The sequence below is a fragment of the Verrucosispora sp. NA02020 genome, from assembly GCF_013364215.1.
GTDB lineage: Bacteria > Actinomycetota > Actinomycetes > Mycobacteriales > Micromonosporaceae > Micromonospora.
Genome location: NZ_CP054923.1, coordinates 3,183,421 through 3,204,548, shown reverse-complemented (window position 1 = coordinate 3,204,548; position 21,128 = coordinate 3,183,421). Strand labels below are relative to the sequence as shown.

17 protein-coding genes and 1 pseudogene are annotated in these 21,128 nt (G+C 71.9%); 5 read left to right on the top strand and 13 right to left on the bottom strand.

Annotated elements, in window-relative coordinates; genetic code table 11:
* Positions 1-12 precede the first annotated feature (12 nt).
* Positions 13-789: a (Fe-S)-binding protein gene (locus tag HUT12_RS13990; protein ID WP_176093660.1), complete on the bottom strand. Its 777-nt coding sequence runs from the start codon at positions 787-789 to the stop codon at positions 13-15.
* A 200-nt stretch (positions 790-989) separates the two neighbouring features.
* On the opposite strand from HUT12_RS13990, the gene HUT12_RS13985 reads away from it, so the two are divergent.
* Positions 990-1,814, top strand: coding sequence for a serine protease (locus HUT12_RS13985; protein ID WP_176093659.1), 825 nt, complete (start codon positions 990-992; stop codon positions 1,812-1,814).
* Positions 1,815-1,865: 51 nt separating this feature from the next.
* Here HUT12_RS13985 and HUT12_RS13980 read toward each other — a convergent pair whose 3' ends face one another.
* The 11 genes and pseudogenes from HUT12_RS13980 to HUT12_RS13930 all read right to left on the bottom strand — a co-directional run bounded on the left by HUT12_RS13980 (position 1,866) and on the right by HUT12_RS13930 (position 12,991).
* A complete protein-coding gene (locus HUT12_RS13980; protein WP_176093658.1) occupies positions 1,866-4,292 on the bottom strand; it encodes a tetratricopeptide repeat protein in 2,427 nt (808 codons plus the stop codon).
* 152 nt (positions 4,293-4,444) lie between these two features.
* Positions 4,445-4,921 carry an SRPBCC family protein gene (locus tag HUT12_RS13975; protein ID WP_176093657.1) on the bottom strand — a complete coding sequence of 159 codons (477 nt, stop codon included), beginning with the start codon at positions 4,919-4,921 and terminating at the stop codon, positions 4,445-4,447.
* Entirely contained in the window at positions 4,918-5,301 is a 384-nt protein-coding gene (locus HUT12_RS13970; protein WP_131053459.1) for a metalloregulator ArsR/SmtB family transcription factor, read from the bottom strand. The genes HUT12_RS13975 and HUT12_RS13970 overlap by 4 nt, the downstream gene beginning before the upstream one ends.
* Positions 5,302-5,374: 73 nt before the next feature.
* Positions 5,375-6,163, bottom strand: a pseudogene (locus HUT12_RS13965) (class I SAM-dependent methyltransferase); the annotation flags it as partial.
* Positions 6,164-6,427: 264 nt separating this feature from the next.
* Positions 6,428-7,027 (bottom strand): hypothetical protein, encoded by a 600-nt coding sequence (locus tag HUT12_RS13960; protein ID WP_131053458.1) that lies wholly within the window; start codon positions 7,025-7,027, stop codon positions 6,428-6,430.
* Entirely contained in the window at positions 7,024-8,358 is a 1,335-nt protein-coding gene (locus tag HUT12_RS13955; RefSeq protein WP_176093656.1) for a hypothetical protein, read from the bottom strand. The genes HUT12_RS13960 and HUT12_RS13955 overlap by 4 nt, the downstream gene beginning before the upstream one ends.
* Entirely contained in the window at positions 8,355-9,155 is an 801-nt protein-coding gene (locus HUT12_RS13950) for an ABC transporter ATP-binding protein (protein WP_176093655.1), read from the bottom strand. The genes HUT12_RS13955 and HUT12_RS13950 overlap by 4 nt, the downstream gene beginning before the upstream one ends.
* Positions 9,156-9,223: 68 nt before the next feature.
* Positions 9,224-10,024, bottom strand: a complete 801-nt coding sequence (locus HUT12_RS13945; RefSeq protein WP_176093654.1) for a hypothetical protein — start codon at positions 10,022-10,024, stop codon at positions 9,224-9,226.
* The gene (locus HUT12_RS13940; RefSeq protein WP_176095781.1) at positions 10,021-10,578 is read right to left on the bottom strand and encodes an RNA polymerase sigma factor; all 558 of its coding nucleotides are present in this window, start codon (positions 10,576-10,578) and stop codon (positions 10,021-10,023) included. Before HUT12_RS13940 ends, HUT12_RS13945 begins: the two co-directional genes overlap by 4 nt.
* A 136-nt stretch (positions 10,579-10,714) precedes the next feature.
* Positions 10,715-11,629: an aldo/keto reductase gene (locus HUT12_RS13935; RefSeq protein WP_176093653.1), complete on the bottom strand. Its 915-nt coding sequence runs from the start codon at positions 11,627-11,629 to the stop codon at positions 10,715-10,717.
* Between the two features lie 69 nt (positions 11,630-11,698).
* Complete coding sequence (locus tag HUT12_RS13930) at positions 11,699-12,991, bottom strand: GAF domain-containing protein (RefSeq protein ID WP_176093652.1); 1,293 nt, start codon at positions 12,989-12,991, stop codon at positions 11,699-11,701.
* A 411-nt stretch (positions 12,992-13,402) separates the two neighbouring features.
* On the opposite strand from HUT12_RS13930, the gene HUT12_RS13925 reads away from it, so the two are divergent.
* The 4 genes from HUT12_RS13925 (at position 13,403) to HUT12_RS13910 (ending at position 17,508) form a co-directional block, all read left to right on the top strand.
* On the top strand, positions 13,403-14,071 hold the full coding sequence (locus HUT12_RS13925) for a lytic polysaccharide monooxygenase (RefSeq protein ID WP_236145754.1): 669 nt from the start codon (positions 13,403-13,405) through the stop codon (positions 14,069-14,071).
* A gap of 519 nt (positions 14,072-14,590) precedes the next feature.
* Positions 14,591-14,941 carry an Lsr2 family protein gene (locus tag HUT12_RS13920; protein WP_131053450.1) on the top strand — a complete coding sequence of 117 codons (351 nt, stop codon included), beginning with the start codon at positions 14,591-14,593 and terminating at the stop codon, positions 14,939-14,941.
* A 453-nt stretch (positions 14,942-15,394) separates the two neighbouring features.
* Entirely contained in the window at positions 15,395-15,952 is a 558-nt protein-coding gene (locus HUT12_RS13915) for a TetR/AcrR family transcriptional regulator (protein WP_176093651.1), read from the top strand.
* The gene (locus tag HUT12_RS13910) at positions 15,949-17,508 is read left to right on the top strand and encodes an MFS transporter (protein WP_176093650.1); all 1,560 of its coding nucleotides are present in this window, start codon (positions 15,949-15,951) and stop codon (positions 17,506-17,508) included. The genes HUT12_RS13915 and HUT12_RS13910 overlap by 4 nt, the downstream gene beginning before the upstream one ends.
* A gap of 140 nt (positions 17,509-17,648) precedes the next feature.
* Here HUT12_RS13910 and HUT12_RS13905 read toward each other — a convergent pair whose 3' ends face one another.
* Positions 17,649-21,035, bottom strand: coding sequence for a S8 family serine peptidase (locus HUT12_RS13905; RefSeq protein ID WP_176093649.1), 3,387 nt, complete (start codon positions 21,033-21,035; stop codon positions 17,649-17,651).
* Positions 21,036-21,128: the final 93 nt, after the last annotated feature.

The window sequence follows — 21,128 nt, the reverse complement described above, 5'->3', positions numbered from 1 at the left end:
GAAAGGTCCGGCTCACGACCTCACCACCAGTTCGCCGCGTTGGTCAGGAGTATCGCCGCCCGGCTCGGTCGAGGCCAGGATCTCCGCCAGGTGCACGGTGCGCACCCCGGTCCGCAGCCGGGACAGCCCACCGCCGATGTGCATCAGGCACGACGCTTCCCCCGCCGTGCAGACGTCCGCGCCGGTGGCGAGCACGTGTCGCATCTTGTCCGCCAGCATGGCCGTCGACGTGTCCGCGTTCTTCACCGCGAACGTCCCGCCGAACCCGCAGCACTGCTCGGCCGCCGGCAACTCGACCAGGTCCAGACCCCGCACCTCACGCAGCAACCGCAGCGGCCGGTCCCCCACCCGCAGCACCCGCATCGAGTGGCACGTCGGGTGGTAGGTCACCCGGTGCGGATAGAAGGCACCCACGTCGGTCACCCCGAGCACGTCCACCAACAACTCCGACAGCTCGTACGTACGCCCGGCCACCGACTCGGCACGCGAGGCCAACCGCTCGTCACCGGCCCGCCGGGCCACCACCGCGTGCTGGTGGCGTACCGACCCGACACACGACCCGGACGGCGCCACGATCACGTCGTACGGATCGAACACCCGCGCGTACCGGCGGACCAACGGCAACGCCTGCCGCTGGTAGCCGGTGTTGACGTGCATCTGCCCGCAGCAGGTCTGCCCCTCGGGGAAGACGACCTCATGCCCGAGCCGCTCCAGCAACCGCACCGTCGCCTTCGCCGCCTCGGGGAACATCGTGTCCGCCAGGCAGGTCACGAACACCGCGATCCGCACGTCACACCTCCGCCCGCCCCGCGATCGTCCGTACCGCCCCGGTCGGACCGGCGGGGCGCGATCCGGTTGAGTCTGCCGCACCGGCCGCCGCCGCGCAGCCGGGTCACCGCCGTCCGACCGCCACCGGTGTCCGGGAACCGGCCGGACAGCAGACGGTCGGGCCACCGTGTGCGTACACCACCCCCGACGAAGGAGAACCGATGTCGAGAAGAAGTGGGGCGCTCGTCGCCCTGGCCGCCGTGGCGCTCGCGTCCACCGCCCTCGCGGCGGCACCGGCGGCGGCCGCCACGAGCTCCGGACCGGACATCCGGGTGCCGGTCACGTCGACCACGACGTATCCCGCCAGCGCCACCGTGCTGCTGACGTTCCCCGGCGGCCGGTGCAGCGGCTTCATGATCAGCCCCCGCACGGTGGCGACCGCCGGGCACTGCGTGCACACCGGAGGCTCCCGGGGCAGTTGGCGGACGAACATCGTCGCGTACCCGGGGCACGACGGGACGACCGCACCCTTCGGCTCCTGCGCGGCGACCCAGCTCTTCGCACCACAGAACTGGACCGGCTCGTTCACCCACCCCGGCAGCAGCGACCCGGCCTACAACTACGGGGCGGTGCAGCTCAACTGCGGCATCGGCACCATCACCGGCTGGTACGACCTCGGCTACACCACCCAACCGCTGACCGGCTCGTGCACCACCAGCCACGGGTATCCGGCGGACCGGCCCGGACAGTGGACCAGCGTCGACCGCATCCGCTACGAGACCTCGACGCAGCTCTACACGTCGCACAGCTTCGGCGGCGGGCAGGACGGCAGCCCCGTCGCCTACACCCCCGACCCGGAGGACTGGTGCCCGCTGCCGCCGCGACTGGACTTCCCCTGGCCGAAGCCGCCCTGCCCGTGCCCGCTCGCCCGCACCGCGCTGGGGATCCTGACCAGCGGCCCGGACGGGGTCGGCCCCGGCGTGGCCTACAGCGTCGCCACCCGGCTCACCCAGCAGGCCGTGGCCAACCTCGCGCAGTGGCGGTGACTCCTGCCCACTCCGGCCGGGGCGGCCGTTCCCGAGTCCGCCCCGGCCCGGTCAGGCCGACCGGGCCGGGGCGGCGGTCAACCGTGCCCGGACCTGCGCGGCGTCCGCGTGGTCGAGCTGCTCCAGGATCTCCAGCGCCCCACACCAGGCGGTGCGGGCGGCGTCCGGGTCGCCGGCCGCGCGGTGACTGTCGCCCAGGTGGGTCAACGTGGTCGCCTCGAAGTAGCGTTCCGCCGACTCCCGCCACAGCATTAGCGCCTGGTGATAGCACCGGATCGCCTGCGGCTGCCGGTCCAGCCGGTAGTGCACGAAGCCGAGGCTGTCCCAGGTGTGCGCCTGCCAGTACCGGTTGCCGACCTGTTGTTGCAGCGCCAACGCCTGCTGGCAGTGCGCCAACGCCTGCGGGTATTCGCCGAGCTGGCTGTGGTACCAGCCGATGTTGTTCAGCGCGTTGGCCCGGCCGCCGACGTTTCCCGCCCCGATGAACAGCTCCAGCGCCCGCCGGGCCTGGTCGAGGGCGTCCCGCAATCGTCCCTGACGTTCAGCAAGGATGCCGAGGTTCAGATGCACCCGGGCGCTGCCGACGGCGTCACCGAGACCGGCGTAGAGCGCCAACGAGGTGTCCAGGTGGGACCGGGCCTGCTCGTGGTCCTCCCGCCGCAGGCAGGCAACGGCCCGGTTACGGTGGGCGCGGGCCTGGCCGTCCCGGTCGTCCACCCGTGCTGCGGCGGCCAACGCCACCTCCTGCACGACCAGTTGCTCCGGCCAGGCGCCGATACGGTCGAGATAGGTGTTCAGGGTCCAGGCGAGCTGCCAGGCGTGCGTGTCGAAGCGGGCCTGTGCGGCGAGAGCGACGAGCGTGAGCAGCACCCGATGTTCCCGGACGAGCCAGTGCCACGCCTCGGCACGGTCGGCGGGCGGATCGACCACCGCCCCGACGCGTGCCGGGACGAGGTCGATCGGGTCACGATGGTCGTACAGGAGCAGCGCGGCGGCGTACGCGGTGTGCAGGTAGTGGTCGAGGAGACGGCCGAGGGCCTCCCGGCGTACCGGATCGGGGTCGTGTGTGGCCGCCTGCTCGGCCGCGTAGGCGCGCAACAGGTCGTGCAGGACGTACCGGCCGGGCCGTGCTTCGGCGACCAGGTTCGCCTCGACGAGGGCCGCCAGTGCCCGTCCCGCCTGCGCGGCGGGCACGCCGGTGAGACTGGCCAGCGCCGCGACGGTGGCCTCCGGCCCGGGGTGCAGCCCCAGCAGGCGGAACGCCCACGCCGTGGTCGCGTCGAGACTCCGGTACGACCAGGAGAAGACCGCCCGGATGTCGAGCGTCCGGTCGCCGCCGGTGAATCCGTCGAGGCGCCCCGGCTCGGTCAGCTCGTCGGCGAGGCGACCGAGGCTGAGCCCGGTCCGGGTGGCGGCCCGTCCCGCCACGATGGCCAACGCGAGCGGCAGTCCGGTCGCCGCGCCGACGATCCGCGCCGCCGCCTGCGGCTCGCCGGACACACGCTGCGCACCGAGCCGCGCGGCGAGCAGCTCGTACGCCTCCGGCGGCGTCAGCGGTGCGAGGACGAACGGTTGGGCGGCCTCGATGCCCACCAGTCCCGGCAGTTGGTTGCGGCTGGTCACCAGCACCAGGCACCCGGGCGAGTTGGGCAGCAGGGGACGCACCTGCGCGGCGTCCCGGGCGTTGTCGAGCAGCACGAGCACCTGCCGGTCGGCCAGCAGGCTGCGGAACAGTCCGGAGCGGCCGGACAGTCCCGCCGGGATCCGCGGCGCGGACACGCCGCACGCCTCCAGGAACTCCCGCAGCACCTCCGCCGGTTCCGGTACCGGCCCGTCCGGGTCGAACCCGCGCAGGTCGACGTAGAGCTGTCCGTCGGGAAAGCGGTCGGCGACCCGATGTGCCCAGTGCAGTGCCAGCGCGGTCTTGCCGACGCCGGCCGTACCGCTGATCAGCGCGACCGGAACGGTGCCCGGCGCGCCGTGCTGGCGTGCCAGCAACATCGCCAGCCCGGCGAGCACCGTACGCCGTCCCACGAACACGGGTACGGCCGCCGGAAGCTGCCGGGGTGTCACCGGCGGCGTCACGTGCGGGGCGGTGTCCTCAGCACGCCGGGCGAGCTGCGCGTGGGCGGCGGCCCGGAGCCGGTCCTCCGCACGGCCGGCGTCGACGGCGCGCAACAGTCGCCAGTGCGCCGCGTCCCAGCGGCTCAGCTCCGCCATCTCCGTCGGCACCGGGCGGCCGGTCTGCGCGGCGTGGGCCAGGCAGGCGGTCACGTAGGAGACGACGAACGGCCACTCGGGCAACGACTTCGCGTTGAGCTTGTCGCTGAGCGTGGAGCGGGCCAGCGCTGATCCCAGCGCCGTCGACACGGCCACCAGGGTGTTCAGCGACGGGGACCCGCAGTGTTGCCGCAGGCGCCTGAGGTCGTCGACGAACCGGGCCAGAGCCGCCTGCGCCTCCCCAGCCGGTCCGCTCATCCCGCACCCCTCCCCAGCCGGACGCAATCGCCAATCCATAGAGGATTGTCGACCCACTCGCTCCCGTCGCGGGTCGGCGAATCCACTGATGTCGCGACATCTCGGGAAAACGTGTCCTGGCAGAGCGAGACAGCGGGCGCTGGATACGCCTGTCACTGCGCCTCGAAGTGCTCCTTCATCGCCGGGTAGTAGTCGTCGAAGTTCGGCCTCGGCTGACCGGTGTGCGCGGCGACCAGGGCGTCGAGGTAGTACTCCCACCCCGGCCCGACCTCGCCGGCGTGCTCCGTGCCGGTCAGGTGGTGGGTGAACCGCAGCTCGGTCACGCCCGCGCTCTCGACGAGCGTCATGTCCAGGTGCCAACTGCCGTACTCGTCCACCGCGGAGACCGTGAGCCGGCTCGGCGGTTCGCACGCCTCGATGGTCACGTCCATCCAGGGCTCGTCCTCCTCGTACGCCATCTGGACCTTGATCGTCCGCCCCGGTGCCGCGTCGCCCTGCCACGGGCCGAACCAGCGCGCCGTCCGTGGCGACTCGGTGAGGCTCGCCCAGACGTCGGCGACGGGTGCGCGGAACGTGCGGGTCAGCACGAGGTCGTCGCCGAACAGTCGGCCGGTCGGTGTCGGTGTCACGCCGTCTCCTTCGTCGATGGATGCCGTTCAGTGGTGGTGGTGCCCCGCTCGGTGGCGGGGCGCCGTTCACGGCGGGTGCGGTAGACCTCGGTCTCCAATGCGTCGAGGTGCTGCTGCCACCGGGACGGGCGCATCAGCCGTCCCAACCACCCGACCAGTTCGTCCAGGGGCGTGGTGGTCAGGGTGTAGACCCGCCGCCGCCCGTCGGCCGTGTCGCGCACCAGGCCGGCCTCCCGCAGCACACGCAGGTGCCGACTGACGGCCGGCCGGCTGATCACGAACCGGTCGGCGATCTGCCCGGCCGAGAGCGACTCGTCGCGCAGCATCAGCAGGATCTCCCGACGCACCGGATCGGCGATCGCCGCTGCCACCTCGTCCACAGCTAAAGCGTAACTTATAGGTTACGCTTTAGACCACTCTCGCCTGAGCTGATCCCCGGTTCGATGCTGAGCTTCAGGCCACGAGGAGTCGCAGGCCCAGTTCGGCCGCGTCAAGGTCGGTGAGCTCGCGGTTGCGGTCGGCCCACCGGCCGGAGGAGAGGTCCTGTCGGAGGGCGCGTACGGCCCGCTGCTCGGCCGCCGGCCCGACCCGGGCCCACACCGACACCGCGCGGCGGACCTGCTCCTCCAGGTACGCCTCGGGCCGGCGCCAGTACGCCTCGAAGAAGCCGTCGGCACAGTCCCACGGGACGAGCACCGGCTCCATGCGGGCCCCGATCGCGCGGGCCAGTTCGTCCACCGAGGGGCGGCCGACCACCAGGCCGGCGACCTCGGGGAGGTAGTCCCGGCTGAGCCAGAACCGCTGACGCCAGCCGGTGTCACTGGCGTCGTGCGTGAACACCACGACACGACGGGCCACCCGCCGCATCTCGCGCAGCCCGGCGATCGGGTCGTGCCAGTGGTGGACGGTGCTGAAGGCCAGCGCGGCGTCGAACGCCCCGTCCTCGAAGGGCAGGTTCTCCGCGCCGGCGGCCACGCACGGTGCCGCGTCCACGGGACGTTGCGCCCTCATGGTCGCCGCGGGTTCCACTGCGGTGACCTCACGATCGGCGGGCTCGTACGAGCCGGTGCCCGCCCCGACGTTCAGCACCGTACGGGCGTCACCGAGCGCTTCCCAGACCCGCGCGGCGATGCGTGGCTCGGTGCGTCGCGTCGCCGGGTACGCGGACCCGATGGACTCGTACAACTGCGCGCCGCAGACCCGCAGGTGCTCCTCCGGCGTCATGCTGATGCCCACCGCCCTGTGTCCCGAACCGGTAGCACACCGCACCTGCTCGCGATCGTGAACTGCGAACGATCGCGAGCAGGTGCGGTCAGCGTTAGTTGGACCAGGTGAATCCCGCCAGGTGCGAGATCTCCTGGACCTGGTCGAGACCGAGGGCGGCGACCACCCCGGCGACGGCCAGGAGGGCGAGGGACACAACCGTGCGGCGCATGCGCATGACGACCTCCATGACGAGCAACGCGGGCTCGATTTCCTCGAAGGATATCAATAGCCGACGACGCCTCAGGCTATCGATTCGGGGGCTTCCCTGCGGGCCGGGCCGGCCAGCGAGTAGGCGATCAACCCGCCGAGGGCCAACGCTGCCGCCGTCACCGTGGCGGCGGTGCTGTCGGTCGGTTGGGCCTGCCAGGTCAGGACCGCTCCCCCGGTGCCCTGCTGGGGATACATGACCGCGACGGTGGTCCAGCCCAGCGGCAGAAACCACGATCGACCGGCGCCCACCACCGTGGCACACAGCGCCGTCAGCCCGAGCAGGCCGGCGGCGTCGCGGAACACCAGCGTGGCCGGCCCGAAGCGGGCCCCGGTGTACCGCGTGGCGAGCAGGGCCAGCAGAACCACCAGGAGGCCGGCCAACAGGTGCGCCGCACGCCGTGGCGGCCATCGCAGCGCGGCGGTCCGGTCCAGGTTCTCGTCCGGGGCGGTCAGGGTGGCCGAGAGCACCGCGACCATCAGCAGGACGGTCAGCACCACCATCGTCGGGGCGACGTCGCGTTCGTCGGCGATGGTCCGCCACAGCGTCCAGATCACCGCCGCCCCGCCGACGGCGACGGCCAGGGCCAGGGGTACGCGCCGGGAGCGCAGGTAGAGCAGCGTCCAGGTCACCGGGAACTCCGGGACAGCAGTTCGCTGGTGTCCTCGCAGGCGCGTTTGGCGTCACGGACCGCCGTCACCCGCGCCAGCGCCTCCTCGGCGGAGACCTCGCGCAGCCCGTTCCACAGGGCGAGCGCCTCGGCGTTGAGTTCGAAATCCTCCTGGATCATGCCCGGGATGAGCCCGACGTCGGATCGCGGCTCGCGGCCCAGCAGCCAGTACGCCGCCGCCCGGTCGACCGCCTCGTGGTGTTGCCGGCACTCGATGTCGACAGGTACGCCCAGACCTCGGACGACCTCGACGGCCACGACGTCCGGGTGCGCGAGCCCACCGTACTTGTCGATCCGGACCGGCACCTCGACGACGTCGTCGCGCGACGGCGTCTCCCCGTCGCGCCCGTACGTGGAGGTGTCCTCGTGCACGGCGGTCGGGGCGTCCGGGAGTTTCGCCAACGCCACCAGACCGTCACGGGCCAACGGGGCCAGATCGTCGAGGACCCTGGCGTTGACCCGGCTCACGCACACCGTCGGAGCGTCCTCGGTGCAGACCATCTCCCGGGCGACCGGGTCGACCGGTGCGTCGAGCACGGCCGGGTCCCGGGGCACCACCGCCACCGCCCCGACGAGCCCGAGCAGCACCGGCACCAACGCCGCCGTACGGGTCCGCCAGCTATCGGCGACGAACAGCACCAGGCCGGTGACGGCGAGCAGGGCGAGCCAGATCGTCAGCGCACCACTGACCCGGTTGTCGATCGTCTGATAGGCGTGGAACTGGCTCGTGCCGTGGATCGGGGACAGCGCCGCGGCCAGCCACTCCGGGCGGAGGAACATGCTGAAGGAGACGAACAGGACGCCGGCCACGCCCAACGCGGGTGCGGTCGCCGGAACGGGGAGCAGACGCCCGATCCCCAGACCGAGCCAGGCCGCGGCGACCAGGGACAGCGCGCCGACGCCGGTGACGACGGTGAAACCGAGCAGAGGCAGGTAGCCGGCGCTGGTGGCGATCCGGGCGACGCCCGCCACGGTGACCAGCAGGTAGGCGCTGCCGAGGGTGAGGGCCATCGCGCCGAGGACCGGCAGCATCCGCTGGACGGGCGGGCGGGCGGTGGTGCCGAAGAGTTCGGCGACGTTCGAGCGGTGCTCCCGACGACCCTGCCAGGCGCCGGCGGCGAGCGCCAGCGGCCACATCAGCAACAGGTACTCGCGGGTGACCAGGGCCAGCGACATCAGGCCACCGGACCATCGGGCCGGAGCCACGTAGAGTGCGCCGACTCCGGCGAGCACGGTGATCAGCGCGGCACCGAGCGCGGCGGAGCGGCGGATCTCGACACCCAGGATGCTCATCGGGCGGCCTCCGCGCGGTGCCGACGCAGGATGGCGGAGTAGCCCCGCTCGGTCGGGCTGTCGCCCGGGTGGCTCTGGTCGCCCTGGGCGCTGAGGGCCTCGGCGGTGCCCTGCCAGACCAGGCGGCCCTCGTTGATCAGGATGACGTCGGTGCAGGCCGCCGCCACGTCCTCGACCATGTGGGTGGAGACCAGTACGCAACTGTCGGTGCCGAGGTCCCGCAGCAGCTCGCGGAAGTCGAGTCGTTGTTCCGGGTCGAGGCCGACGGTCGGTTCGTCGAGCAGCAGGAGTTGCGGGTCGTTGACGATGGCCTGCGCGATGCCGGCGCGGCGCAGCATGCCGCCGGAGAGGGTCTTCAGCCGGGTGTCGGCCCGGTCGGTCAGGCCGACGCGGTCGACGGCCCGCTGTACCGCCGCCGGGATCGCCGCCTTGGGCATCTCCTTGAGCCAGGCCATGTATCCGACGAACTCGCGCACCGTGAAGCGCGGGTAGAAGCCGAAGTGTTGCGGCAGGTAGCCCAGGCCGCGACGGACCGCACGCAGGTCGGCGCGGCCGTCGACCGGGTGTCCGAGCAGCGTCAGGCGCCCGGCGGTCGGCGCGATCACGGTGGCCAGGGAGCGCATCAGCGTGGTCTTCCCGGCGCCGTTGGGGCCGAGCAGCCCGTGGACCCCGGTGGTCAGGGCCAGGTCGAGGCCGTCGACGGCCAGGCGCCGCCCGGCGCGGACCCTCAGGCTCTCGGCGTGGACGACCCAGGGACTGGTGGTGGCGGCCGTTTCGGCCACGCTCAGGGCACGCATCGACATCTTCCTTCGTTCGGGGTCGGTGGAGAGGGACGCGGCGTCGCGCGTCCGGTGGCGCAGAGGTCCTACTGCTGGGCGGCTTGTCGGAGCCCGTCGGTCCGCAGCAGCACGGTGAGGGTCAGGGCGACCGTGGCCAGTGCCCAGACACCGGTGCTCTCCTCGGTCAGCACCAGTGGTGTACGGGCGGCGGCGAGGCTGGGGGTGATCACCGCGAGTGTCCAGATCGCGATCAGTCCGATCGCTGCCCGGCGTACGCCGACGAGACTCCCCAGCACGAGCGTGGCGGCGGTGAACGTCAGGCAGGGCAACAGCGTCAGCGCCGGTGGCACGCCGGTGCCGTAGCCGGCGAGGGCGAGGGGCGGGATGACGACCACCAGCACCGTCGCGGTACGGCGCAGCAGGGTCGTCAGACCGGCCCCGGGGGTGGTGGCGATCAGCTCCCAGGCGGGATCGGCCCGGCGGTGCCAGGCGACCGCGACGCCGGGCAACGGGGCCAGTGGGGCGAGCAGCAGCACCAGCGACGGCAACGCGGTCCACAACTCGCTGAGCAGGACGGCGCAGGCGAGTACCGCGGCGGTCATGGCCAGCCAGGGGGCGAGCGTGCCGACCAGCCACCGGCGGCGCAGCACCGTCCAGGACCGGCTGCGGGCGACCGGGGCCGGGGACTCGGCGATCTCCCGGTCCAGGGTGACGGCGACCTGGGCGAGGATGGCACGGGTGTCGGCGGTGGTGCTGCCGGCCAGCCGCGCCCGGCAGTCGGCGCAGTCCTCCAGGTGCACCTCGATGGCCCAGACGCCGGGCTCGTCGAGGCGGGGGTCCGCGGTGGCGTACCGCTCGATCTGGGTGAGGGTCGGATGGGGGGTCATGACAGGGCCTCCCGTAGCGCGATCCGGGCTCGGCGGACACGGGACTTGACGGTGTTCTCGGGTACGCCCAGCAGCACGGACGCCTCCCGGGTCGAAAACCCGTCCAGGACGGTGGCACGCAGGGCGGCCCGGACCTCGGGCGGCAGGGTGAGCAGTGCCTGTTCGAGTTCCTGTCCGATCCGCGCCGCCATCACCTCGTCCTCGGCGGCGGGTGCCGTCGTCGGCGCCAGCGGCACCTGCGGCAGTTGCGCCGTGCGGGCCCGGCGACGGAACGCGTCGACCAGCCGGTGGGCGGCGATGGTCCAGAGCCAGCCCACGGCGGTGCCCCGCGCCCCGCCGCCGCTTCCCGTCCGGGCTCCGGCGAAGGTGCCCGAGGCCCGCCAGACGGTCAGGTAGGTGTCCTGGAGGACCTCGGCGACGATGTCGGGGTCGGCGCACCGGCGGCGCAGCCGCACCTCCAGCCACGGCGCGGTACGCCGATACAGCTCGTCGAAGGCCCGCCGATCACCACGGGCGACGCGCCGCACGAGTTCACCCTCGTCCGCCGCGTCCATGCCGGTACTCACACCGGGTAAGACGACGGTCGGACCACGATCGGGTCCCGGATCACTGTGACGGCCATCACCTTCGTCCTGCCAGTCGGGCGCGGCGGCGGGCGTGCCCACCGGTGTCGGTGTCGCGCGTAGTCCGTCAGGTCCAGGGCAGGGCGGCGCGTTCCTGCCAGTAGCGGTCCGGCGGCGACGCCAGGTCCGCCCACCGGGTCGGGTCGACGGTGAGCGTCTGCGCCCGCAGGTTCGAGGCCAGTTGGTCGGCGGTGGCGGCTCCGGACAGGACGATCGCCGCCCACGGCTGGTGCAGCGCCGCCGCGAGCGCGGGCGCGTCACCGACGTCCTCACGTACGGCGAGACGGCCGTTGGCGAGGGCCTCCTTGACGATGACCAGGCACCCCGCGTCGTGCGCCTCGGCCAGGGCCGGGCCGGCGCTGGGCTCCAGCAGGTTCCAGGTGGCCTGCACGCTGCGGAACAGCGGCTCGCCGTCGACGCGTACGTCGAGCGCGTCGCGGATTACCTCGGCCTGCCGCGGCCCGCTGGTCGAGAGTCCCACCAGCACGCCCTGCCGGCCGAGGTCGGCGAGTCGCCGGTGCAGGGCCACGTCGTGCAGGGCGGGACTCTCCGGAGTGACCGAGTGGATCTGGTAGAGGTCGAGGTGGTCGCCGAGCAGCGCGGTGGTCTCCGCGTACTGCCGGTCGAAGGTGGCGAGGCGATGGTCCTTGACCTCGTGCGTCTCGGCCTCGACGCGCCAGCCTGCGGTGTAGGTGTAGCCCCACTTGCTCCCGACGACGACGTCGTCGACGTCCGGCCGGCTCCGCAGCCAGTGCGCGAGGAACTCCTCGGCCCGGCCGTACGAGCGGGCGACGTCGACGTAGCGGACCCCGGCGGCGTACGCCTGGTCGAGGAGTTCGCTCGCGCGGGCGCGTAGCGCCTCGACGGTCCGCTCGGCCGGCAGGTCCGCGGCGCGTCCGAGATTGATGTAGCCCGGACGGCCGACGGCCGCCAGTCCGAACCCGATCCGGGAGCCTGCGGCCAGGCGCGCGATGGTTGCCATCAGCCCATCCAACACCGCAGGCCGCGCGCCGTCGTCGCCACCCGCGTCGTTCCCGGCCGGCACACCGGTTCAGCGGTGCAGGTAGGCGGCGAGACCGCCGAGTTCCTCGTTGGCGATGAACACCGAGCGGACGTTGATGATGGCTTCCTCGACGTGGGTGGGGCAGCCCCACGCGGCGTCACCCCAGGAGTCGGCGATCTTGATCTCGGCCGGTGCGGCGCATCCGGCCGCACCGCCGAGTTGGCAGTGTTCGGGGTGCGGCACCGCGACCTGCGCGGCGGCGGCGGACTGCATCCGAGCGTTGAGTTCGGCGGCGGCGGCAGCACGGCGCTCGGCCTCGGCGCGGAGTTCGCGCTCGGCGCGTACCGCCTTGGCGAGTTCGTCGTGGGCTGCGGCGGCGCGTTCCTCGGCGGCCTTCTGCGCCCGCTCGATGTGGTGGCGTTCGATGGCGAGTGCCGCGGTGCCGGCGAAGAGCCGGGCGATGGCGAGATCGGTGTCCTGCGGGACGCGCGGAACGCGGTGGTACATGGCGAAGGTGCCGAGCAGGCCGCCGTCACGGGCCAGGATCGGCGTGGACCAGCAGGCGGCCAGCCCGGCCCGGTCGGCCAACTCGCGGAAGTCGTTCCAGAACGGGTCGGTCGCGATGTCGGTGACGACGACCGGCTGACGCCGGTGGGCGGCGGTGCCGCAGGAACCGACGCCCTCGCCGGTGGCGATGCCGTCGATGGCCTCGTTGTAGAAGTCCGGCAGGCTGGGCGCCGCCCCGTGGCGCAGGTGCCGGCCGTCGGGGTCGGCCAGCAGGACCGAGACGAGCACCTCCAGCGGCGCGAGGTTCTCGATGCAGCGGGCCATCCCGTCGAGAACCTCGGTCAGCGGTGCCTGACGGGCGATCTGCTCCAGCAGTGCGCGGTGTTCGGCCATCAACCACTGGGCGTGCTTGACCTGGGTGGTCTCCACACCGATCACCCGGATCCCGATCACGGTGCCGTCGGCGGCGCGGCGCGGTTCGTAGGTGAAGTCGAAGAAGGTCTCCCGGGCCTGCGGGCCGGTGCCCAGCACGACCCGGACGTCACGTCCGGTGTAGGGCTCCCCCGCGCGGTAGACCTGGTCCAGCAGGCCGATGAAGCCCTGACCGGCGAGTTCGGGCATCAGGTCCGCCAGCGGGACCCCGGTACGCGCACGTTCCTGGCCGATCGTTCCGAAGAATGCCGGGTTCGCGGCCTCCAACACGTGCGACGGCCCGGCGAGTGCGGCGAATACGGCGATGGACTGGCCGAACAACGTGCGCAGGTCGTCCTCTGCCGCAGGCGTGGTCCCCGCCGGACCCGCAGCAGCAGGGCTCCGGCCCGATAGCGCCGTCATGATGTGTGGTCCGCCCCTCGCCGTCGATCCCGTTCCGAGCGCTGTCAACCTACGGGACGACGCCCATCTGCTCACAAGTCGTGGCCGTGCTGCCGCGCACGCCTCCTCAACCGCGTCGCGGGCGGTGCCGACGGTGCAGGCGGTCCGTGACCACGGCCGTCACCGCCTCCGATTGCCCGTGCGACGTGGGATGTGCATTCCGCAGCGCCCGGAAAATTGTCGATCATCCTATGTCGACCTGTCGAGATCGATCCGAAGCAGCGCCGCCCGGGTGAATCCCGGCGACCACTTCGGTAGTTCCGAAACACCGAAATCGAATAGACGATCATTGATATGCGCTACCCTCGATGCAATACTCGTTGGAAGCGCTCCCACACACCGTCCCGGAGCGCTCGGAACGGAGGATGCACCGTGCGTTCACACCACCCCCCTCGATCCCGGCCGGCCGTCCGCCGCCCCCTCCAGGTGCTCACCCTGGCGCTCACCATGGTGGTCGCGATGCTGCCCTGGGCCGGCGCCGCCCAGGCCCACGGCACCGTCATCAACCCGGCGACCCGCGCCTACCAGTGTTGGCAGAACTGGGGCCACCGGCACATGGATCCGGCCATGCAGACGCAGGACCCGATGTGCTACCGGGCGTTCCAGGCCAACCCCGACACCATGTGGAACTGGATGAGCCAGTTGCGCGACGGCCTGGGCGGGCAGTTCCAGGCCCGTACGCCCGACGGCCAACTGTGCAGCAACGCCCTCTCCCGGAACAACGCCCTGAACCAGCCGGGCGCCTGGAAGGCCACCACGGTCAGCCGGAGCTTCACGCTCCAGTTCTACGACCAGGCCAGCCACGGCGCCGACTACTTCCGGGTCTACCTGACCCGGCAGGGGTTCAACCCGGCCACCCAGCAGGTCGGGTGGGGGAACATCGACCTGATCCAGACGACCGGGCGGTACGCGCCGACGCAGAACATCTCGTTCAACGTCTCGACCTCCGGCCGTAGCGGACAGCACGTCCTCTTCGTGATCTGGAAGGCGTCGCACATGGACCAGACCTACATGTGGTGCAGCGACATCAACATCGTCTGATCCACGAGGTCGCAATTACGCCGCTACTCCGGTCCGGGCATCTTCCGGGCCGGAGTAGCGGTGCGTCGGGCGACACTCACCGTCACGAATGCCGCCCCCACAATTCGTTCCGCCGCCCCGGCCAGCCGTTCCGCGAACAGTTCCTCGGAGCGCCACCACGGCCGCGCGAGGCCGGCGTCGAGGGCCTACACGACACACGCCGACGACACTCGGACCGCGATCTCTCCGGGACGGGTGTCGCCGACCTCCCGACACCGGAAGAAGAAGGCCCGGCGGCAGACACTTCCTCCGGCCGGAGATCGCCCGGCGGATCGCGCCTCCGCCGCGACGCATAGTCGCCGTCCACTTACCGGACCGAACATTTTCGGCTCTCGCGGGACGGGCAGATCCGCACCGGCGATGGGACCGGTCAATACCTGGGCCGTTATGTGGATCCCGTTGACGCGACAAGTATCGTAGGCGCTATTGTGACTACCACGTTCGTGGAACTGTCTCCACTGGAAGGGAATGTGCTCAGACGTGGCTAAGCAGATCATTCATAAGCTGGTCGACGACCTGGACGGCGGCGACGCCGACGAGACCGTGAAGTTCTCTCTCGACGGCGTGCAGTACGAGATCGACCTGTCCAGCAGCAATGCCGCGAAGTTGCGGGAAGCGTTCGCCTCCTACGTGGCCCACGGCACGAAGGTGGGTCGCGGCGGCGTGGTCGTCGGTGGCCGGGCCGCTCGTGGTCAGGGTTCCGCCAGCACCGACCGGGAGCAGAACAAGGCGATCCGGGAGTGGGCCAAGAAGGCCGGTAAGGACATCTCCGACCGGGGCCGCATTCCGCAGGAGATCGTGGACGAGTACCACGCGAAAGCCGGTCGCTGACCGACCGCACGGCACCTCTCACACGGCGCGACGAAACGCTCGTTCCGGTGCGGTGAAGCTTCTGCCCACACACGGGGGCACGCGCACCGTGACGGGCTTTCTACCGGTGGTGCATGAATCTCACCGGTGACACGCGAATCGCATCGACGTCCGGCCACCGATCTCCCCATCGGTGCCGGCGTAGCGAAGGCGGCGACCGGATCGGACCATCCCAACAGGGCCGGCAGACGGGTTCGACGCCAGAACTCGACCGTGTGCACCGAACGCATAGCCGCGATCGTCGACAGCAACCGACATTCCAGTGACGCCTCCACCTCCCCATGCCAGCAAGGGAGCGGGTGACGCAGGTCATGCCAACCCGCGCGCGGCCTCTAGTACGTTTGTACTTGTACGGACGTACTAGATGGAGAGGCTGAGCATGACCACCGGACGGCCCGCATGCGGGAAGCGCCCATGACCCCCCGGCGGGATCCCGAGGGGCGTCGGCGCGCGATGCTCGACGTCGCCGCGCAGGAGATGATCGACAACGGCTGGGAGGCGCTCACCCACCGCCGGGTGGCCGAGCTGGCCCAGGTGCCACTGGGCGCCACCACCTACTACTTCGACTCCCTCGACGACCTGCGTACGAGTGCGTTGGAAATCGTCGTCGCCCAGGCCGACGAGGAGATCCGGCAGGTCGCGCAGGCCGTCCACGCCTGTGCGGGAAGCCCCGACGGTCTTGCCGCGCTGTTCATGGAGTACCTGAGCGACCGCGCGCGGCTCAAGGCCGAGAACCTGCTCTACTACGCCGGCGTCCAGCAGCCCGAGTTGCGTCCGTACGCCCAGCGCTGGATCCGGGGCACGACCGAGATGCTCTCGGCGTACGCCACGCCGGAGGCAGCCCAGGCCACCGCCCTCTACCTGGACGGCGTCATCCTCTACACCCTGCTGCACGACCGGCCCGTCGACGAGCGGGCCCTGCGCATGGCCATCGCCGCCCTGATGGGGACGTCCCTCCCGGAGAACCAGTGAGTACGACGCACACCTCGGGCGCACCCGGGGCCACCGCAGGGCACCTGTCCCCCCGGCGCCGATGGGCCGCCCTGGCCGTGCTCTCCACCAGCCTGCTGGTGGTGGTCATGGACATGACCATCCTGAACGTCGCCCTGCCCGACATGGCCGCGGCGCTGTCGCCGACCGCCGCCCAGCAGCTCTGGATCGTCGACATCTACTCGCTGGTCCTGGCCGGGCTCCTGGTCAGCATGAGCACCCTGGGCGACCGGTGGGGTCGCCGCAGGTTGCTCCTGGCCGGATTCTCGGTCTTCGGTGGCGCGTCCCTGCTGATCCTGGTGGCCGAGTCGGCTCCGATGGTGATCGCGGTACGCGCCCTGCTGGGCGTGGGCGGGGCGATGATCATGCCGGCGACCCTGTCGATGATCCGGAGCCTCTTCACCGATCCGGCCGAACGCGCCAAGGCGCTCGGCATCTGGGCGGCGGTGGCCTCCCTGGGCGCGGCCGTCGGGCCGATCGTGGGTGGCGTACTCCTGGAGCACTTCGCCTGGCAGGCGGCGTTCCTGCTCAACGTGCCCTGGATGGTCGCGGCGATCGTCGCGGCGGTGCTGCTGCTGCCGGAGGCCCGCAACCCGAACCCGGGCCGCTGGGACGCGTTGGCCACCGTCCTGTCCATCGCGGGCATGACCGCCCTGGTGTGGAGCATCAAGCGCATCGCCAAGGAGGGGCCGACCGATCTGCTGGCGCTGGCGGCCCTGACGGCGGGGCTCGCCCTGCTGGTGTGGTTCGTGCTGCGGTGCCTGCGCAGCGATTCGCCGCTGCTGCGGGTACGCCTCTTCGGCGTCCCCTCGTTCACGGCCGGCACGTTGGCGGCGTTGTTCACCATGATGGCCATGGGGTCGGCACTGCTGCTCTCGGCCCAGTGGCTCCAACTCGTGCGGGGCATGTCGCCGTTGCAGGCGGGTGTCGCGTTGCTGCCGCTGGCCATCGCCGCGACGGTGGTCTCGCCGCTGGCACCGGCGCTGGCCCAGCGCATCGGCGCCCGTACCGTCCTGGTGGGGGGCCTGGCGCTGGCGGGCCTGGGTTTCGCGGTCCTGGCCGTGGCCCCCGAGCCGCTCGGCTACACCCCGGTCGGGATCTTCCTGGCCCTGCTCGGGGCCGGGATGGGCTCGCTGGCCATCGCCTCGGCGATCATCATGTCCGGGACACCCGCCGAGCACGCGGGCAGCGCCGCCGCCATCGAGGAGACCTCCTACGAACTGGGCGCGGTGCTGGGCGTGGCCGTGCTGGGCAGCACGGCGGCGGCGTTGTACCGCGCCGAACTCCCGGCCTCGGACCTGGCCGCAGCGGGGCTGAGCTCCGAGCAGGTGGGGGTGGCCCAGGAGTCGCTCGGTGGCGCCCTGCACGTGCTGGACGGACTGGGCCCGGCCGGGGCCGCTGCTGCCGCCCAGGCCCAGGACGCCTTCACCCACGGACTGATGCTGGTCGGTGGCATCGGCGCCGCGATCATGCTGGTGTCGGTGGTCGTGGTGTTCGCCCTGACCCCGAAGGGACTGGACGTGACCAAGGGCCACTAGCTCCGGTGTCACGGGCACCGGTCCGGCCGGTACCCATGCCGTTCACCGCCGTGCCGCCCGGTCGGATCGACCGGGCGGCACCGTGCGCTGTCGGCTGCCGCGCCGGGCCGGTGGGTCCGGCGCGGCAGCCGTCGACGAGGTCAGCCCTGGGTCAGCCGGTACGCCCGGATGATCGTCTGATCGAGGCTGTTGCCCTCGCGATCGGTGACCGAGGTCCGCAGCGACACGTACCCGCCGGAGCGGGGGTGCTGGACCGTCGCGGTCCACTTCGTGCCCGCCGACGTGACCGTGGCCGGCTGCCAGGTCTTTCCGTCGTCGTAGGAGACCTGCACGGTGACCTTCTTCGGCGTCACCGCGACTCCCTCGTTGCCGAGCACGCGCAGCGGGATGTCGAGGCGCTTACCGGCCGGCGCGGCGGCGTCGCGGTCCAGCTTCGGATCGAACCGCACCACCATGACCGGCAGGCGTTCCCAGTCGTCCCCGGCCGGCCGCGCGGACCGGAACTGCCAGGTCAGAGCGACCTCGGTGGACAACTCGGTGAAGCTGCGCCGGGAGGAGGTCTCCAGTCGGTACGACGCCGCTTCCGGCGGCACCTCGAAGAAGCCGAAACCGGCGTCGAGCGCCCCGGTGTACTCCTCGACCAGCTCGTCGCCCCGGTACAGCGCGGTGCGTCCGCTGTCCCCGTTGGAGACGCCACCGTGCCCGGCCGCGTCGCCGTGCAGCGGGATGTCGATCCGCATGAAGTCCTCGATACGGCTCGCGCTGCTGAACGGGGTGTCGTTGCGCAGCAGGGTCGGCCCGATCGGTGCGGCGTTCCAGACGTCCCGGTAGCTGCGGCCGGCCCGGTATCGCTCCGACGCGCCGTAGAGGATCTTCCGGAACTCCTCGTCGAGTTCCCCGTCGCCGCTCTGCGCGACACTGACTGCGCCAGACCAGGCGGAGTCCGTGGTGCTGTGGTACTCGGTCCAGGCGTCGCCGACCGGCAACGACGCGCTCGCGGTCCAGCCGTACACCCCGTCGAACTCCGCCGACATGCTCCGCTCGATCATGTCGCCCAGGCGTTCACCGCGCAGTTCGTGCCGTACCGTGGCCAACTCCGCGCGCCGCACGTCCTTGCGGTAGCCGGTGGGCAACCGGCCGGGGAATCCCTCACCCAGGTGATAGATGTACGGGCTACCGGCGAAACCACCGTCGCCGTCCGGCCTGGCCCACTGGTGTGCGACGAAGCCGCTGATGTGATCGTGGGTCGCCCGGTCTCCGAGTTGGGCCGTGTAGAGGCCGTCGAAGCCGCCGGCCCACACGTCGATCTTCGCCGGTGAGTTCTCGTACATGTCCACCAGCACCCCGGCCTGCACCAGCACCGGGCGGGCGGTGCGCTCCGGTACGGTCGCCGTGATCCGCTTGCCCTTCCGGGCGTCCAGCGTGACCGTCAGGTCCCGGTTCAGGTCGATCTCCGGGCGGCTCAGCACGGTGCTGCGCTCCCGCTCGCCGAACTCCTCGACGAGGCCGGTCACGGCGTAGCGGCCGGTGGGGATCCGGATGGTGGCGGGTCCGCCGGACGTGCCGTCGAGCGCCTCGTACGCCGGGCCGTCGATCCCGTTGACCAGCGTCCAGTACGTGTCGGCCGCCGCCCCCGTCGAGTCGAGGTGCCGGACGGTCAGGTCGTAGCTCTCCACCTCGCGGTGCACCCCGACCGGGACGACGGTGCGACGTTGACCGGCGGTCGCGACCAGGTGCCCGCTGTAGTAGCCGTCCACCCCGTCGACGCTGGTGTCCACCGTGGCGGCCACCTCGGCGGTGCCACCGGCCGCCACGGTGACCTGCGGCGCTGCGGTGCGGAACATGCCGGCGGGGGCGGCCTTGCCGTCCGGCCCGATGATCTGCCAGGTCAGGTCGAGGGTGAGCGGCTCGCTTCCGTCGTTGCGCAGGGTGACCGTCCGGGTGATCGGGTCGTCGTCGTGGTGCGGCCACCGCGTGCGGCCGTACGACACGCTCGGCGGATCGGCGGTCACCGCCTGCCCCACGGCACGCGCGACGTCGACCAGACCCGATCCCTGCTGGTAGGCGGTGTCACCCGGCCGGGGGTTGGCCGAGCCCATCAGGGTGGACTTGAGACGCGTCGCGTCCCAGTCGGGGTGCTGCTGCGCGAGCAGCGCCGCCGCGCCCGCCACGTGCGGCGCGGCCATCGAGGTGCCGGACTCGGCGACGTAGTGCTCGCCGACCGGTACGCCCATCACGCCCTCGGCCGCCCGCGCGGCGACGATGCCGACGCCCGGCGCGGTGATGTCCGGTTTCACGGCGTCGTCACCGACCCGCGCGCCCCGGCTGGAGAAGTCCGCGAGACTTCCGTCCCGGTCGACCGCCCCGACGGTGAGCGCGGCGTCCGCGCTGCCCGGCGAGCCGACCGTACGGTCGCCCGGTCCGTCGTTGCCGGCGGAGACCACGAAGAGGGCGCCGGTCTGGGCGCTGAGCGTGTTCACCGCCTCCTCCATCGGGTCGATCTCCGGCCCGTCCCACCCGCCGAGGCTCATGTTGATGACCGTGGCCTGCTTGTCCACGGCCGCCCAGTGCATCCCCGCGAGGATCGCCGAGTCCTCGCACCAGTCGTCGCAGACCTTGGCGGAGACCAGGTCGGCGTCCGGCGCCACACCCCGGTACGTGCCGCCGGAGGCGGTGCCCCGGCCGGCGATGGTCGAGGCCACGTGCGTGCCGTGCCCGTACCGGTCGACCGGATCGGTGCCCGGCACGAAGGTGACCGCCTCGCTCACCGCGTCGGCCAGGTCGGGGTGGGTCAGGTCGACGCCACTGTCCAGGACCGCCACGGTCACTCCGGCTCCGGTGAAGCCCGCCTCGTACGCGGCGGGCGCGCCGATCTGCCGTACACCCCGGTCCACCGCCGGCCGGCGCCTCCCGTCGAGCCAGATCCGCTCGACGCCGGGAATGCGGTCGGCCGTCTCCGGTCCGCCCCCGGTCAGCGCCGTCCAGACGTCGGCCAGGTCGGTCTTGTCCGCGCTGACCGCGACGCCCTCGATCGCCGGTAGCGCCCGGTCCACCCGGACCTCGCCACCGGGCACCGGCGAGCCGCCGCGCCGGGCCGCCGCCCCGTCCGGATACGCCATGATCATCGGCAGCCGGTCGCGCGCGGCGTCGTGGTAGCCGTACTCGATCAGCTTGCTGACGTTGAACAGTCGACGGTCCAGCACGCCGGAGGCGATCAGCGGCACCGCGTCCACGGGTACGACGTGCAGCTCACCGTCGATCTGGTGGGACCGGAAGCGGATGTCCGCGCGGTCCTTCGCCGGACGGATCGTCACGCGGCCGCCCCGGTCGACGGTGATCCGGTCCCCCGTGATCAGCGTGACCGTGGCCGGTTGGTGGCCGGCCCCGGCCGGCGACCCGCCACTGCGTCCGGTTCCGCCGTCACCGGGCGCACCACCGCCGCCCGGCGCAGCACCGCCGGGTTGCCCCAGCCCCAGCACGAGAGCGGTGGCCAGCCCGGCCGCACCGATCCGTTTGAGTCCCCTCATCAGACCTCCACATCAGACGATCACGACGTAGAAGCATCATCCGGACCACTCATCAGATTCCTGTTAGGACAGGAGATCTACGGGCGCGAGGGG

Coding starts and splice junctions, on each gene's coding strand:
- HUT12_RS13985 (WP_176093659.1), top strand. CDS start 990: ATGTCGAGAAGAAGTGGGGCGCTCGTCGCCCTGGCCGCCGTGGCGCTC.
- HUT12_RS13980 (WP_176093658.1), bottom strand. CDS start 4,292: ATGAGCGGACCGGCTGGGGAGGCGCAGGCGGCTCTGGCCCGGTTCGTC.
- HUT12_RS13955 (WP_176093656.1), bottom strand. CDS start 8,358: ATGAGCATCCTGGGTGTCGAGATCCGCCGCTCCGCCGCGCTCGGTGCC.
- HUT12_RS13950 (WP_176093655.1), bottom strand. CDS start 9,155: ATGCGTGCCCTGAGCGTGGCCGAAACGGCCGCCACCACCAGTCCCTGG.
- HUT12_RS13945 (WP_176093654.1), bottom strand. CDS start 10,024: ATGACCCCCCATCCGACCCTCACCCAGATCGAGCGGTACGCCACCGCG.
- HUT12_RS13940 (WP_176095781.1), bottom strand. CDS start 10,578: ATGGACGCGGCGGACGAGGGTGAACTCGTGCGGCGCGTCGCCCGTGGT.
- HUT12_RS13935 (WP_176093653.1), bottom strand. CDS start 11,629: ATGGCAACCATCGCGCGCCTGGCCGCAGGCTCCCGGATCGGGTTCGGA.
- HUT12_RS13930 (WP_176093652.1), bottom strand. CDS start 12,991: ATGACGGCGCTATCGGGCCGGAGCCCTGCTGCTGCGGGTCCGGCGGGG.
- HUT12_RS13915 (WP_176093651.1), top strand. CDS start 15,395: ATGACCCCCCGGCGGGATCCCGAGGGGCGTCGGCGCGCGATGCTCGAC.
- HUT12_RS13905 (WP_176093649.1), bottom strand. CDS start 21,035: ATGAGGGGACTCAAACGGATCGGTGCGGCCGGGCTGGCCACCGCTCTC.